The organism is Enterobacter sp. 22466, assembly GCF_052044775.1.
Taxonomy (GTDB): domain Bacteria; phylum Pseudomonadota; class Gammaproteobacteria; order Enterobacterales; family Enterobacteriaceae; genus Enterobacter; species Enterobacter dissolvens.
This window is the reverse complement of the sequence record NZ_JBQENX010000001.1, coordinates 513122-528017: the sequence shown is the minus strand read 5'-3', so window position 1 is coordinate 528017 and position 14896 is coordinate 513122. Positions and strand designations below refer to the sequence as shown.

The 14896-nt window shown below is 54.0% G+C and carries 14 protein-coding genes; all 14 read right to left on the bottom strand.

The window, feature by feature from the left end; translation table 11 throughout:
* Position 1: 1 nt before the first annotated feature.
* The 14 genes from tolQ to sdhC all read right to left on the bottom strand — a co-directional run bounded on the left by tolQ (position 2) and on the right by sdhC (position 14806).
* The gene (gene tolQ, locus ACTJJI_RS02500; protein WP_013097532.1) at positions 2 to 694 is read right to left on the bottom strand and encodes a Tol-Pal system protein TolQ; all 693 of its coding nucleotides are present in this window, start codon (positions 692 to 694) and stop codon (positions 2 to 4) included.
* Positions 691 to 1095, bottom strand: a complete 405-nt coding sequence (ybgC, locus tag ACTJJI_RS02495; protein WP_003858593.1) for a tol-pal system-associated acyl-CoA thioesterase — start codon at positions 1093 to 1095, stop codon at positions 691 to 693. Before ybgC ends, tolQ begins: the two co-directional genes overlap by 4 nt.
* A gap of 148 nt (positions 1096 to 1243) precedes the next feature.
* Positions 1244 to 1534: a cyd operon protein YbgE gene (ybgE, locus tag ACTJJI_RS02490; RefSeq protein WP_014831116.1), complete on the bottom strand. Its 291-nt coding sequence runs from the start codon at positions 1532 to 1534 to the stop codon at positions 1244 to 1246.
* Positions 1534 to 1647: a cytochrome bd-I oxidase subunit CydX gene (gene cydX / locus ACTJJI_RS02485; protein ID WP_003858598.1), complete on the bottom strand. Its 114-nt coding sequence runs from the start codon at positions 1645 to 1647 to the stop codon at positions 1534 to 1536. Before cydX ends, ybgE begins: the two co-directional genes overlap by 1 nt.
* 14 nt (positions 1648 to 1661) lie before the next feature.
* Positions 1662 to 2801: a cytochrome d ubiquinol oxidase subunit II gene (gene cydB, locus ACTJJI_RS02480; RefSeq protein ID WP_014831115.1), complete on the bottom strand. Its 1140-nt coding sequence runs from the start codon at positions 2799 to 2801 to the stop codon at positions 1662 to 1664.
* Positions 2802 to 2816: 15 nt separating this feature from the next.
* Positions 2817 to 4385, bottom strand: a complete 1569-nt coding sequence (gene cydA, locus ACTJJI_RS02475; RefSeq protein ID WP_013097536.1) for a cytochrome ubiquinol oxidase subunit I — start codon at positions 4383 to 4385, stop codon at positions 2817 to 2819.
* Positions 4386 to 5120: 735 nt separating this feature from the next.
* Positions 5121 to 5990, bottom strand: a complete 870-nt coding sequence (sucD, locus tag ACTJJI_RS02470; RefSeq protein ID WP_008501094.1) for a succinate--CoA ligase subunit alpha — start codon at positions 5988 to 5990, stop codon at positions 5121 to 5123.
* Positions 5990 to 7156 carry an ADP-forming succinate--CoA ligase subunit beta gene (gene sucC / locus ACTJJI_RS02465; protein WP_006809579.1) on the bottom strand — a complete coding sequence of 389 codons (1167 nt, stop codon included), beginning with the start codon at positions 7154 to 7156 and terminating at the stop codon, positions 5990 to 5992. Before sucC ends, sucD begins: the two co-directional genes overlap by 1 nt.
* Positions 7157 to 7251: 95 nt before the next feature.
* Complete coding sequence (odhB, locus tag ACTJJI_RS02460) at positions 7252 to 8472, bottom strand: 2-oxoglutarate dehydrogenase complex dihydrolipoyllysine-residue succinyltransferase (RefSeq protein ID WP_013097540.1); 1221 nt, start codon at positions 8470 to 8472, stop codon at positions 7252 to 7254.
* 14 nt (positions 8473 to 8486) lie between these two features.
* A complete protein-coding gene (sucA, locus tag ACTJJI_RS02455; protein ID WP_428184205.1) occupies positions 8487 to 11294 on the bottom strand; it encodes a 2-oxoglutarate dehydrogenase E1 component in 2808 nt (935 codons plus the stop codon).
* 268 nt (positions 11295 to 11562) lie between these two features.
* Positions 11563 to 12279 carry a succinate dehydrogenase iron-sulfur subunit SdhB gene (sdhB, locus tag ACTJJI_RS02450; protein WP_008501090.1) on the bottom strand — a complete coding sequence of 239 codons (717 nt, stop codon included), beginning with the start codon at positions 12277 to 12279 and terminating at the stop codon, positions 11563 to 11565.
* A 15-nt stretch (positions 12280 to 12294) separates the two neighbouring features.
* Positions 12295 to 14061 carry a succinate dehydrogenase flavoprotein subunit gene (gene sdhA, locus ACTJJI_RS02445; protein WP_014831113.1) on the bottom strand — a complete coding sequence of 589 codons (1767 nt, stop codon included), beginning with the start codon at positions 14059 to 14061 and terminating at the stop codon, positions 12295 to 12297.
* On the bottom strand, positions 14061 to 14408 hold the full coding sequence (sdhD, locus tag ACTJJI_RS02440; protein ID WP_008501088.1) for a succinate dehydrogenase membrane anchor subunit: 348 nt from the start codon (positions 14406 to 14408) through the stop codon (positions 14061 to 14063). Before sdhD ends, sdhA begins: the two co-directional genes overlap by 1 nt.
* Positions 14402 to 14806 carry a succinate dehydrogenase cytochrome b556 subunit gene (gene sdhC / locus ACTJJI_RS02435; protein ID WP_020684965.1) on the bottom strand — a complete coding sequence of 135 codons (405 nt, stop codon included), beginning with the start codon at positions 14804 to 14806 and terminating at the stop codon, positions 14402 to 14404. Before sdhC ends, sdhD begins: the two co-directional genes overlap by 7 nt.
* Positions 14807 to 14896 lie beyond the last annotated feature (90 nt).

The following is a 14896-nucleotide window of genomic DNA, read 5'->3' as shown; positions in this document are numbered from 1 at the left end:
TTTACCCCTTGTTGCTCTCGGTGCTGGTAAACGCCTGACGGTGCAGAATCGCGGTGAACTCTTCCATGAAGTTGTCGTAGTTCAGTTCCAGTTTATTCACGCGCTGGTTCAGACGGTTGTAAGCCATCACCGCCGGGATTGCCGCAAACAGACCGATAGCGGTCGCAATCAGTGCTTCTGCAATACCCGGTGCAACCATCTGCAACGTCGCCTGCTTCACTGCGCCCAGCGCGATGAAGGCGTGCATAATCCCCCACACCGTACCAAACAGGCCGATATACGGGCTGATGGAACCCACCGTTCCCAGGAAGGGAATGTGCGTTTCGAGATTTTCCAGTTCGCGGTTCATGGAGATACGCATCGCACGTGACGCCCCTTCCACTACCGCTTCAGGCGCATGACTGTTCGCGCGGTGCAGACGGGCAAACTCTTTGAATCCGCTGTAGAAAATTTGTTCGGAGCCAGCGAGGCTATCGCGACGACCCTGACTTTCCTGATACAGACGGGACAGTTCGATACCCGACCAGAACTTGTCTTCAAACGCTTCCGCTTCACGGCCAGCCGCATTGAGAATACGCGTTCTCTGGATGATGATGGCCCAGGATGCGATTGAAAAACCAATCAAAATCAGCATGATAAGTTTAACCAGAAGGCTTGCCTTCAGGAACAAATCAAGGATATTCATGTCAGTCACTGCTTAAACTCCGCGACAATAGACTTAGGAAGCGCACGAGGCTTCATTATGGTTGGATCAACACAGACAATCAGTACTTCAGCTGAGTTCAGTACGGTGTTCTCTGCATTGACTATCCGCTGCGTGAAAACCAGTGAGGTTCCGCGCATTGATGTAATTTCAGTTTGGACTTCGAGCATATCGTCGAGTCTGGCAGGCGCAAAATACTCAAGCGTCATCTTGCGTACCACGAAGGCAACTCGCTCAGCCAACAGCACCTGTTGACTAAAGTGATGATGGCGCAGCATCTCTGTGCGTGCCCGTTCATAAAAAGCAACGTAGCTGGCGTGGTAAACCACACCACCGGCATCGGTATCTTCGTAATAGACACGAACCGGCCATCGAAACAGCGTTGTATTCACTTTACATCCCGGTAATGCAACAAAAGTTAGAGCTTTTAAACTTCGCTACTATACGCGCGGGAAAGATGGTTTGGAATGGGAGAAAGTAAACGGAGAGTAAATTTTTATGGGCTCGGGTAAGCCCATATGGTTAACGGACATTTCTTATTCAGAAGAAGAAGAAAATCAATCCAGCAAGCAGCACAAGATCGGCGATAAGCGGACAGAAGATACCCTGCCAGTGAATCGCTTTCGGACGAAAGCCCACGCCGTGAATCACGCCTGCGCACACCGCCCACATAATGAGAAAGCCGTGCCAGATCTCAAGCTCGCTGGTCTTCGCTGCAAAACGCGAAGGGTCCCAGAAGATACACCCTGCCAGCAGTAATGCCATCACTAAAGAAAGCGCCCGTAGCGGGCGCTTATCCATTACCGCATATAACGTTGCGATAATATTCATTAGTGTTTTTCTTCACCCGCTTTAGTCGCTTCAACGTGCTCAAGCGCCAGGGCAGTGATGACACCAAAAGCACAGGCAAGAAGCGTCCCTAAAATCCATGCGAAATACCACATATTCAGCTCCTTACTTAGTACATAGAGTGGGTGTTGCTTTCGATATGTTCTTTAGTGATACGACCGAACATTTTCCAGTAACACCAGATGGTGTAGGCCAGAACAATCGGAACGAACACGCAAGCAACATAAGTCATTAAGTTCAGCGTCATATGGCTGGAGGTTGCATCCCACATGGTCAGGCTAGCATTCAGCATGGTGCTGGATGGCATCACGAATGGGAACATAGCGATACCTGCAGTCAGGATGATGCACGCCAGCGTCAGTGAAGAGAAGACGAACGCCAGAGCACCTTTTTCCAGACGAGACGTCAGTACTGTCAGCAGCGGCAGCAACACACCCAGCGCCGGAATAGCCCACAGCACAGGCATCGTGTTGAAGTTCACCAGCCATGCACCGGCCTCACGCGCCACTTCTTTGGTCAGCGGGTTAGACGGTGCGACGTGGTTAATGGCAGAGGTCACCACGTAACCATCAATACCGTATACCACCCAGACACCTGCCAGCGCGAAGCAGATCAGCGTGATCAGCGCGGCAACCTGAGCCGTCGCACGAGAACGCAGGTGCAGCTCACCAACAGTACGCATCTGCAGGTAGGTTGCGCCCTGGGTGATGATCATCGCCACACTGACTACGCCTGCCAGCAGACCAAACGGATTCAGCAGCTGGAAGAAGTTACCGGTGTAGTACAGACGCATGTACTCGTCCATGTGGAACGGTACACCCTGCAGCAGGTTACCGAATGCCACACCAATCACCAGCGGTGGAACGAAGCTACCAATGAAGATGCCCCAGTCCCACATGTTACGCCAGCGGGTGTCTTCAATCTTGGAACGGTAGTCGAAACCTACCGGACGGAAGAATAAAGACGCCAGTACCAGAATCATCGCCACGTAGAAACCGGAGAACGCAGCCGCGTAGACCATCGGCCAGGCAGCAAACAGCGCGCCGCCTGCGGTGATCAGCCACACCTGGTTACCGTCCCAGTGCGGGGCGATGGAGTTGATCATGATTCGACGCTCGGTGTCATTACGACCGAGGAAACGGGTGAGCATCCCCACCCCCATGTCGAAACCATCCGTGACAGCAAAACCGATCAGCAGAACACCGATCAACAGCCACCAGATAAAACGCAATACTTCATAATCGATCATTTGATGACTCCTGTCTTAGCGTGCCGGCTGAGTAGTCACACCGGACTGCTCGTAGTGATAGCGACCGGTTTTCAGGCTGCTTGGGCCAAGGCGCGCGAACTTGAACATCAGGAACAGTTCAGCCACCAGGAACAGGGTGTACAGACCACAGATCAGCAGCATTGAGAAGATCAGATCGCCTGCTGTCAGCGAGGAGTTGGCCACCGCCGTTGGCAGCACCTCACCAATCGCCCATGGCTGACGGCCATATTCCGCAACAAACCAGCCGGACTCAATAGCGATCCACGGCAGCGGGATAGCATACAGCGCCGTACGCAGCAGCCATTTTTTCTCGCCGATGCGGTTACGAATCACAGACCAGAAGGACGCCGCAATGATCAGCAGCATGATGATGCCGCAGCCCACCATGATACGGAAGGCAAAGTAGAGTGGCGCTACGCGTGGAATAGAGTCTTTGGTTGCCATCTGGATCTGCGCTTCCGTCGCGTCGGAGACGTTCGGGGTATAGCGTTTCAGCAGCAGACCGTAGCCCAGATCTTTCTTCACGTCGTTGAACTGGTCACGAACGGCCTGGTCGGTAGAACCGGCACGCAGCTGTTCCAGCAGAGCGTAGGCTTTCATACCGTTACGGATACGGCCTTCGTGCTGCTCCATCAGTTCTTTCAGACCCGTCACCTGTTTATCAACAGAACGGGTAGCGATGATACCGAGCGCGTAAGGAATTTGAATGGCGAAGCGGTTTTCCTGCGCATCCTGGTCCGGAATACCGAACAGGGTAAAGGCAGCAGGCGCCGGTTGGGTTTCCCATTCAGCTTCGATTGCGGCAAGTTTGGTTTTCTGCACATCACCCATCTCGTAACCGGATTCATCACCCAGAACGATAACGGAGAGGATTGCAGCCATACCGAAGCTTGCAGCGATAGCAAAGGAACGCTTGGCAAAGGCGAAGTCACGACCACGCAGCATGTAGTAGGAGCTGATGCCCAGGATGAACATCGCGCCGCACACATAGCCAGATGCCACGGTGTGGACGAATTTAACCTGTGCGACCGGGTTCAGCACCAGCTCGGCAAAGCTGACCATCTCCATACGCATGGTTTCGAAGTTGAAATCAGACGCAATCGGGTTCTGCATCCAGCCGTTTGCCACCAGGATCCACAGCGCGGACAGGTTAGACCCTAATGCCACCAGCCAGGTCACCGCCATATGCTGGACTTTGCCCAGACGGTCCCAGCCGAAGAAGAACAGACCTACAAAGGTGGATTCGAGGAAGAAGGCCATCAGACCTTCAATGGCCAGCGGCGCACCGAAGATATCCCCTACATAGTGGGAATAATATGACCAGTTAGTCCCGAACTGGAACTCCATGGTCAAACCGGTAGCCACGCCCAGTGCGAAGTTGATACCAAACAACTTGCCCCAGAACTTGGTCATATCTTTATAAATCTGTTTGCCGGAGAGAACGTATACCGTTTCCATGATGGCCAGCAGGAACGCCATACCGAGCGTCAGCGGCACAAACAGGAAGTGGTACATCGCGGTCAAGGCAAACTGTAAGCGCGACAGTTCGACTACGTCTAACATTATGACTCCTTGCTCATCGCATGAAGACTCCGAGAGTGAACCCCGTTAGCAACGGATCCACACGCATGCCCCAATACAAAGTTATCTGCTCCCCTTCTTCGTTGCCTATTCTCTACAACAGGAAAAAGCAGTGATGAAAGGTTACAAATACGTTAATAAAAAACTCAAATTGATCCCGCAAATATAATACGCTGCAAAACCCTTACAATAAACAGGTTTTTATTGAATCACATTTACGTTTTTCGACGGCGATCAATATATAGCAAAATTACCACTTTTCAGCCATTTTGATCGGGCACAATTTAGCGCTTTTTGATGCTTTTTTCCAAGCATTAAACATTGATTTAAATCAAAAATAATGAGGTATGTTAATTGTGTTTTGATGTGGTGAACATAGTAAAAACCATGTTAAAGATATGTATATGAAATACAATTAAGGTTATCGAGTAGAAAGATTGATATAAACAGAAGTGATTTTTATTAACTCAGATGTGGAAGAACGAATGATTAATCCAGGACATAAATTTTAGTGCGTTTTTTGTTTTTTTCCACTCGTTCTCTTTGAAGCAAATAAACAACAATTATTTTACTTTTCCAGCCCTACAAATTAACACCCATTCGTGACTATTTCATGTCGTCCCGTGCGCAATAAAAAAGGCCGCTTTACAGCGGCCAACCATGTCGAAACGGACATTTTTTTATTTCAACGCGCCCTTTTCAGGGCGCAGAGAGGACTTACTTAATGATGGATTTCAGTGCTTCGCCGATATCCGCCAGGCTGCGAACGGTCTTCACGCCTGCGGCTTCCAGCGCTGCGAATTTCTCATCAGCCGTACCTTTACCACCGGCGATAATCGCGCCTGCGTGACCCATACGCTTACCTTTCGGCGCCGTCACACCCGCGATGTAACCGACTACTGGCTTGGTTACGTGTTCTTTGATGTAAGCAGCGGCTTCTTCTTCCGCGCTACCCCCGATCTCACCGATCATAACGATCGCTTCGGTCTGTGGATCTTCCTGGAACAGCTTCAGGATATCGATGAAGTTAGAGCCTGGGATTGGGTCACCGCCGATGCCCACACAGGTGGACTGGCCGAAGCCGTAGTCGGTGGTCTGCTTAACCGCTTCATAGGTCAGCGTACCGGAACGGGAGACGATACCCACTTTGCCCGGCTTGTGAATGTGACCTGGCATGATGCCGATTTTGCATTCGCCTGGGGTGATCACGCCCGGACAGTTCGGGCCGATCATACGCACGCCCGCTTCGTCCAGCTTCACTTTCACGGTCAGCATATCCAGCGTCGGGATACCTTCAGTGATGGTGATGATCAGTTTGATGCCTGCGTCGATCGCTTCCAGAATGGAGTCTTTGCAGAACGGTGCCGGTACGTAGATAACAGTCGCGGTTGCGCCCGTCGCTTCTACGGCTTCACGCACGGTGTTGAACACCGGCAGGCCCAGGTGCGTGGTGCCCCCTTTACCTGGGGTTACGCCGCCAACCATCTGCGTACCGTAGGCAATCGCCTGCTCGGAGTGGAAAGTCCCCTGGCTACCGGTGAAGCCCTGGCAGATAACCTTGGTATCTTTATTAATTAAAACTGACATTATTTCCCCTCCACTGCGGCAACAACCTGCTGAGCTGCATCCGTCAGACTTTTCGCTGCAATAATATTCAGGCCGCTGTCAGCCAGTTTTTTCGCGCCGAGTTCAGCGTTGTTACCTTCCAGACGCACAACAACCGGGACGTTAACGCCCACTTCTTCCACCGCGCCGATGATACCGTCTGCGATCAGGTCGCAACGTACGATACCGCCGAAGATGTTCACCAGAACAGCTTTCACGTTGTCGTCAGAGAGAATGATTTTGAACGCTTCGGTTACGCGCTCTTTGGTTGCGCCACCGCCCACGTCGAGGAAGTTCGCTGGCTCGCCGCCGTGCAGCTTAACGATGTCCATGGTACCCATTGCCAGGCCCGCACCGTTAACCATGCAGCCGATGTTGCCATCCAGTGCCACGTAGTTCAGTTCCCACTGTGCAGCCTGCGCTTCACGCGGGTCTTCCTGGGACTGGTCGCGCATTTCACGCAGATCCGGCTGGCGGAACAGAGCATTGCCGTCAGCACCCAGTTTGCCATCAAGGCAGATCAGATCGCCCTGAGTGGTGATCACCAGCGGGTTAATCTCGATCAGCGCCAGATCGCGCTCCAGGAAGATGGTCGCCAGACCCATGAAGATCTTGGTGAACTGCTGAACCAGCTTGCCTTCCAGACCCAGTTTGAACGCCAGCTCACGGCCCTGGTAAGGCATTGGACCTGCCAGTGGATCGATAGCCACTTTGTGGATCAGGTGTGGCGTCTCTTCTGCCACTTTTTCGATTTCCACGCCGCCTTCGGTAGACGCCATGAACACCACGCGACGTGAACTACGGTCAACCACCGCGCCCAGATACAGCTCTTTCGCGATGTCGGTTGCCGCTTCAACCAGGATCTGGTTGACTGGCTGGCCGTTCGCATCTGTCTGGTAAGTGACCAGACGCTTGCCGAGCCAATGTTCAGCAAACGCACGAATTTCTTCTTTGCTCTTAACAACCTTCACACCGCCCGCTTTACCACGGCCACCAGCGTGAACCTGACATTTAACTACCCACGGGCCGGAACCGATTTTAGATGCGGCTTCTTCTGCTTCACGCGGGGTAGTACAGGCATAACCCACCGGAGCCGGTAAGCCATACCGGGCAAACAGCTGTTTGGCCTGATATTCATGTAAGTTCATGTGTTCTATCCATCCTTCAGGGTAATCGTTATCTTCAAACCTGCAGGCCGGCGCAAGGCGTATCCGGCCTACAGGGCAGGTGATGCTAAAAGGGACTAGACGTCCAGCAGCAGACGCGTTGGATCTTCCAGCAGCTCTTTAATCGCTACCAGGAAGCCTACGGACTCGCGGCCGTCGATCAGGCGGTGATCGTAAGAGAGCGCCAGATACATCATTGGCAGGATCTCCACTTTACCGTCTACCGCCATCGGACGATCTTTAATGGCATGCATACCCAGGATCGCGCTCTGCGGCGGGTTGATGATCGGGGTAGACATCAGCGAGCCAAATACGCCGCCGTTGGTAATGGTGAAGTTACCGCCGGTCAGGTCGTCTACGGTCAGCTTACCGTCGCGGCCTTTCACGGCCAGCTCTTTAATATTTTTCTCGATGTCAGCCATACCCAGGGTATCCACATCACGCAGAACCGGGGTCACCAGGCCACGTGGGGTAGATACCGCCATGCTGACGTCGAAATAGTTGTGGTAAACCACGTCATCACCATCGATGGACGCGTTCACTTCCGGGTAGCGTTTCAGCGCTTCAACAACCGCTTTCACGTAGAAGGACATAAAGCCCAGACGGATACCGTGACGTTTTTCAAACGCGTCACCGTACTGCTTACGCAGGTCCATGATTGGCTTCATGTTCACTTCGTTGAAGGTGGTCAGCATCGCGGTGGAGTTTTTCGCTTCCAGCAGACGCTCTGCCACACGCTTACGCAGGCGAGTCATTGGTACACGTTTTTCACTGCGCGCACCCAGAGCAGGCTGTGCTGCTGGTGCTGCCACAGGGGCTTTCGCTTCTGCCTGAGCAGGCGCTTTCGCCAGGTGTTTGTCGATGTCTTCACGGGTCAGACGACCGCCTACACCGGTACCTTTGATGGCTGCCGGGTCAAGGCTGTGTTCAGCCAGCAGGCGACGGATCGCCGGGCTGAGCGCGTCGTTGGTCTGTTCTTCCAGAGAAGCCTGCTGGCGCTGAGCCGGCGTAGAGGCTTTCTCTTCAGACTTCGCGCTGGACTCTTTGCCCGCGCTGTTGCCTTCACGCAGGCGACCCAGGATCTGACGAGAGGTTACGGTGGTGCCTTCGTCTTCCAGCACCGCGTCCAGAACGCCATCCGCCGAAGCCGGTACTTCCAGTACCACTTTGTCAGTTTCGATTTCTACCAGCACTTCATCGCGCTTAACGGCATCGCCTGGTTTTTTGTGCCAGGTAGCGACGGTCGCATCTGCTACAGATTCAGGCAGGTCGGGAACAAGAATATCTACGCTACTCATTATGTATCCTTTAATTAATCGACGTTCAGCGCGTCATTGACCAGATCTTGTTGCTGCTTCTGGTGAACGGACATATACCCTACCGCCGGAGAGGCGGAGGCCGGGCGACCTGCATAACGCAGGGCAGACCCAAATGGAATCACTTCACGGAAATGATGCTGACTGCAGTACCATGCGCCCTGGTTGAGCGGCTCTTCCTGGCACCAGACAAAATCATGCACGTGAGCATACGGTTTCAGCGCTTCCTGCACCGCCTGGTGCGGGAATGGATAAAGCTGTTCGATACGCACGATGGCGACATCTTTCTGATCGTTCTTACGGCGCTGTTCCAGCAGGTCGTAATAAACCTTACCAGAACACATCACCACACGCTTCACAGCCTGCGGATCCAGTTCGTCAATCTCACCGATGGCTGGCAGGAAGGTACCGTTCGCCAGTTCTTCCAGGCTCGACACCGCCAGTGGGTGACGCAGCAGGGATTTTGGTGACATGACCACCAGCGGACGACGCATACCGCGCAGCGCCTGACGACGCAGCATGTGGTAAACCTGCGCCGGGGTAGAAGGTACGCAGACCTGCATGTTCTGCTCTGCGCAGAGCTGCAGATAACGTTCCAGACGCGCGGAGGAGTGCTCCGGACCCTGGCCTTCGTAACCGTGCGGCAGCAGCATTACCAGGCCACACATACGGCCCCATTTCTGCTCGCCGGAAGAGATGAACTGGTCGATAACCACCTGCGCACCGTTGGCGAAGTCACCGAACTGCGCTTCCCAGATGGTCAGAGTGCGTGGTTCCGCAGTGGCGTAACCGTATTCGAAGGCCAGCACCGCTTCTTCAGACAGCACGGAGTCCCAGACCTTGAACTGGCCCTGACCATTGTGCACGTGCTGCAGCGGGGTGTAGGTTGAACCGTTGGACTGGTTGTGAACTACCGCGTGACGGTGGAAGAAGGTGCCACGGCCCGCATCTTCACCGGACAGACGAACAGGAATACCTTCGTCAACCAGCGTCGCGTAAGCCAGCGTTTCCGCGCCGCCCCAGTCGAAGAGCTTCTCACCTGCCGCCATAGACTGACGGTCAGCATAAATTTTCGCTACGCGAGACTGCATCTCGATGGCGTCCGGCACGGTGCTAATGCGTTTAGCCAGCTCCTGCAGGCGCTTCATCTCGACCTTGTTCGGGTAACTCTCATCCCACTCGTGGTTGAGGTACGGCGACCAGGTAAAGGAGTGCATATTCATCGGACGCAGCTCTTTCACCACGCACTCACCCGCATCCAGCGCGTCGCGGTAGAGGTTGACCATCTCGGTCGCATCTTCCAGCGTCGCCACTTTTTCGCCTTCCAGCTTATCAGCGTAGATTTTGCGCGGGGTTGGGTGTTTTTTGATTTTCTGGTACATCAGCGGCTGCGTTGCACTTGGCTCGTCGGCTTCGTTGTGGCCGTGACGGCGGTAGCAGAACAGGTCGATGAACACATCGCGTTTGAAGGTGTTACGGAAGTCCAGCGCCAGACGGGTCACGAAGGCGACCGCTTCCGGGTCATCCGCGTTAACGTGGAAGATTGGCGCCTGTACCATCTTGCCGATGTCGGTGCAGTAAGGGGTTGAACGCGCATCCAGTGGGTTAGAGGTCGTGAAGCCCACCTGGTTGTTGATGACGATACGAACGGTACCGCCCACTTCATAACCACGCGCTTTCGACATGTTCAGGGTTTCCTGAACCACGCCCTGCCCGGTGACCGCCGCATCACCGTGAATGGTGATTGGCAGCACTTTGTTGCTGCTTGGCTCGTCCAGACGATCCAGACGCGCACGCACGGAACCGATAACTACCGGGCTGACGATCTCCAGGTGCGACGGGTTAAACGCCAGCGCCAGGTGAACCAGACCGCCTTCGGTTTCGATATCAGACGAGAAGCCCATGTGGTACTTCACGTCACCGGTGCCGAGATGTTCTTTATGTTTGCCCGCGAATTCATCGAACAGGTCCTGCGGTTTTTTACCCAGCACGTTGACCAGCACGTTCAGACGACCACGGTGCGCCATGCCCAGTACCACTTCACGGGTACCGCTCTTGCCTGCGTGACGAATCAGCTCTTTCAGCATTGGTACTAACGCATCGCCGCCTTCCAGTGAGAAGCGTTTTGCGCCAGGGAATTTCGCGCCCAGATAGCGCTCAAGACCTTCCGCTGCCGTCAGTTCGTTGAGGAAGCGTTTTTTCTCTTCAGCAGAGAACGTCGCGTGGCCCGCCACGGACTCAATGCGCTGCTGGATCCAGCGTTTCTCTTCTGTCGAGGTGATATGCATGTATTCCGCGCCGATGGAGCCGCAGTAGGTTTGCTTGAGGGCGTCAATCAGATCGCCCAGCTTCATCGTGTCTTTACCGATGGCAAAAGAACCTACGTTAAAGCTTTCCTGGAAATCGGCCTCGGTCAGATCGTGATACGCCGGATCGAGATCCGCCACACGGTCTTGTTTCCACAGTCCCAGCGGATCGAGATTCGCATGCTGGTGACCACGGAAGCGATAAGCGTTAATAAGCTGCAGGACTTTAACCTGCTTCGCATTGGTGTCAGGGTCGGAAATCGCAGAAGAGTAACGTGAGGCATCCTTCGCCAGACGACGGAAATAATCACGTGTTTTGGAATGGAATTGATCCGGTTTGACTCCCGTGCCAGGCAACTGCTGGAACATGGAACGCCAGTTTGCGTCCACTGAGTCAGGATCGGTTAAGAAGTCTTCATAGAGCTGTTCTATCCAGCTCTGGTTGGAACCAGAGAGGTAAGAAGAGTCCAGCCAGGCTTTCATTGCGCCGTTCTGCATCGTGATCCCTTAAGCATTTTTATGCTTACTTTCGCCGTAGAAACTACCACGCACACACCGTGTACGTGCCGGGGTTCACCTGCGAGCTCTTTTCATTTGGCCCGCGAAGGAACCTTTAGAAACTGTCTTAAGGGTTTCCCCTCACCCCGACCCTCTCCCAAAGGGAGAGGGGGAAGGTCGTCGGCAGTTTTTAAAGATTTCCTGCAATTATCCCCTCTCCCTTTGGGAGAGGGTTAGGGTAAGGGGAACAGCGCTCCCCTCTCACTACTTACGCACTGCGCTGCAGCAGCATCGACTTAATATGGCCGATGGCGCGCGTCGGGTTCAGCCCCTTCGGACACACACTGACGCAGTTCATGATGCTATGGCAGCGGAATACGCTGAAAGCGTCACTTAAACCTTCCAGACGGCTATCGGTTTCGGTGTCGCGGCTATCAATCAGGAAGCGATAGGCAGCCAGCAGACCGGCCGGACCGATAAACTTATCCGGGTTCCACCAGAACGACGGGCACGACGTTGAACAACATGCACAGAGAATACACTCGTACAACCCATCGAGTTTTTCACGCTGCTCAGGCGACTGTAAGTGCTCACGAGCGGGTGGATTTTGCCCATTATTCAATAAGTAAGGCTTAATCTTCTCATATTGTGCATAGAATTGCCCCATGTCTACCACCAAATCACGCACGACCGGCAGGCCTGGCAGAGGACGGATAACAATTTTCTGCCCCGGACGCTGCAGCGCGGAAATTGGCGTGATGCAGGCCAGACCATTTTTGCCGTTCATGTTCACACCGTCAGAGCCACACACCCCTTCACGGCAGGAGCGACGGAACGACAGTGTCGGATCTTTTTCTTTCAGCTGGATTAACGCATCCAGCAGCATCATGTCACGCCCTTCTTCCGCTTCCAGCGTGTAATCCTGCATGCGCGGAGCGTCATCTACATCCGGGTTATAACGATAAACTGAGAATTCGAGTTTCATTGTCCTGTCTCCGCATTAGTAAGTACGAATCTTCGGCGGGAACGCCGGACGCAGTTTCGGTTCCATGTTCACCTGGCGGCGCGTCATGGTTTCCGACTCTGGCAGATACAGGGAATGGCACAGCCAGTTTTCATCGTCACGATCCGGGAAGTCGAAGCGGCTATGCGCGCCACGGCTTTCGGTACGGAAGTTGGCCGACATCGCGGTCGCGAACGCGGTTTCCATCAGGTTATCCAGCTCCAGACACTCAACGCGCTGGGTGTTGAACTCGCTGGAAGTGTCATCGAGACGGGCGTTTTTCAGGCGCTCGCGGATCGCTTTCAGCTGCTCAAGACCTTTGGCCATCGCATCACCTTCACGGAATACCGAGAAGTTGTGCTGCATACATTCCTGCAGCGCTTTGCGGATTTCCACCGGATCTTCACCGTTACGGTTACCGTTCCAGCGGTTGAGGCGCTCAAGCGACGCATCAATTTCGTCGTCAGTGGCGTCACGCAGCGCGCCCTGTTCGGCAATGGATTCCTGCAGGTGCAGACCCACCGCACGACCAAACACCACCAGATCAAGCAGAGAGTTACCACCCAGACGGTTGGCTCCGTGTACGGATACGCAGGCAATTTCGCCTACCGCGAACAGGCCTGGGATCACCACATCTTCACCCTGCTCGTTCACGGTCAATGCCTGACCGGTCACTTTGGTCGGAATACCGCCCATCATGTAGTGGCAGGTCGGGATAACCGGAATCGGCTCTTTCACCGGATCGACGTGGGCGAAGGTACGGGACAGCTCCAGAATGCCCGGCAGACGGGATTCCAGCACCTCTTTACCCAGGTGGTCGAGTTTCAGTTTGGCGTGTGGACCCCATGGACCATCACAGCCGCGACCTTCACGGATTTCGATCATGATGGAACGCGCCACCACGTCACGACCCGCCAGGTCTTTCGCATTCGGGGCATAACGTTCCATGAAACGTTCGCCGTGTTTGTTCAGCAGGTAACCGCCTTCACCACGGCAGCCTTCTGTCACCAGAACGCCCGCACCGGCGATACCGGTTGGGTGGAACTGCCACATCTCCATATCCTGCACCGGCACGCCAGCGCGGATAGCCATCCCAACACCGTCACCGGTATTGATGTGGGCGTTGGTGGTGGACTGATAAATACGCCCTGCACCGCCGGTCGCCAGCACGGTGGCGCGCGCTTTGAAGTAGACCACTTCACCGGTTTCAATGCACAGCGCAGTACAACCGACAATCGCACCGTCGGCGTTTTTCACCAGATCCAGCGCATACCACTCGGAGAAGATGGTGGTGTGGTTTTTCAGGTTCTGCTGATACAGAGTATGCAGCAGCGCGTGACCGGTACGGTCAGCCGCTGCTGCGGTACGTGCCGCCTGCTCGCCGCCGAAGTTTTTCGACTGGCCGCCAAACGGACGCTGATAGATGGTGCCATTTTCCAGACGGGAGAACGGCAGACCCATATGATCCAGCTCCAGAATCGCTTCCGGGCCAGTCTTACACATATATTCGATGGCATCCTGGTCGCCAATGTAGTCGGACCCTTTTACCGTGTCGTACATGTGCCATTCCCAGTTATCTTCATGGGAGTTACCCAGCGCAACGGTAATACCGCCCTGCGCAGATACTGTGTGGGAACGGGTCGGGAATACTTTAGAGAGCAGCGCACAGGTCTGGCCGCTCTGGGAAATTTGCAGCGCGGCGCGCATACCTGCGCCACCCGCACCAATCACAACAGCATCAAATTCTCTGACTGGCAGTTTCATTACACACCCCACACCACAACGAATCCATAAATAACGTAAACCACCAGTGCAACGACAATGGCCAGCTGCAGAGGAAGGCGAATCGCCAGCGGTTTAACGTAATCGGTCAACACCTGCCACATGCCAATCCAGGCATGAATAAGAATGGAGAACAGCGCCAGCAGGGTGAACACTTTGGTGAAGGCCGATCCGAAGAACCCACTCCAGATTTCCCACGTCAGCGTGCCGCTGGTCGCGAAGAAACCGATCATATAGATGATGTAAAGGGTGAGAACGATGGCGGTAGCACGGACCAGAATGAAGTCATGTACGCCGTTGCGTCCTAATGCGGAGGCGTTGCTTACCATACGAGAACTCCTGCGAGAAGTGAAAGCACGACAGTAATCACAAATGAAATGTTAGCGGAGCGTTTCCCGGCTTCGAAAGTCTCTTCCAGGTAACCAAAGTCCATCAGCATATGGCGAACACCTACCACAACGTGGTACGCCAGTGCGGTCAGAATGCCCCACATGATGAATTTCACGAAGAAGCTGTTCATGATGGCCGAGGCCTGGAGGAATCCTTCAGGAGAAGAGAGGCTGGTGCCCAGTAACCACAGCAAAATGCCTACCGCCACAAACGTAATCACACCCGATACACGGTGCAGAATGGACGCTATTGCTGTTACGGGGAACCGGATCGTTTTGAGATCCAGATTGACAGGTCTTTGTTTTTTCACATTTCTTATCATGAATAACGCCCACATGCTGTTCTTATTGTTTCCTTCCTCCGGACTGCGATGCGGGTCAGACAGCGTTCCTTTTCTATAACTGCGCGTCATGCAAAACATTGCTTC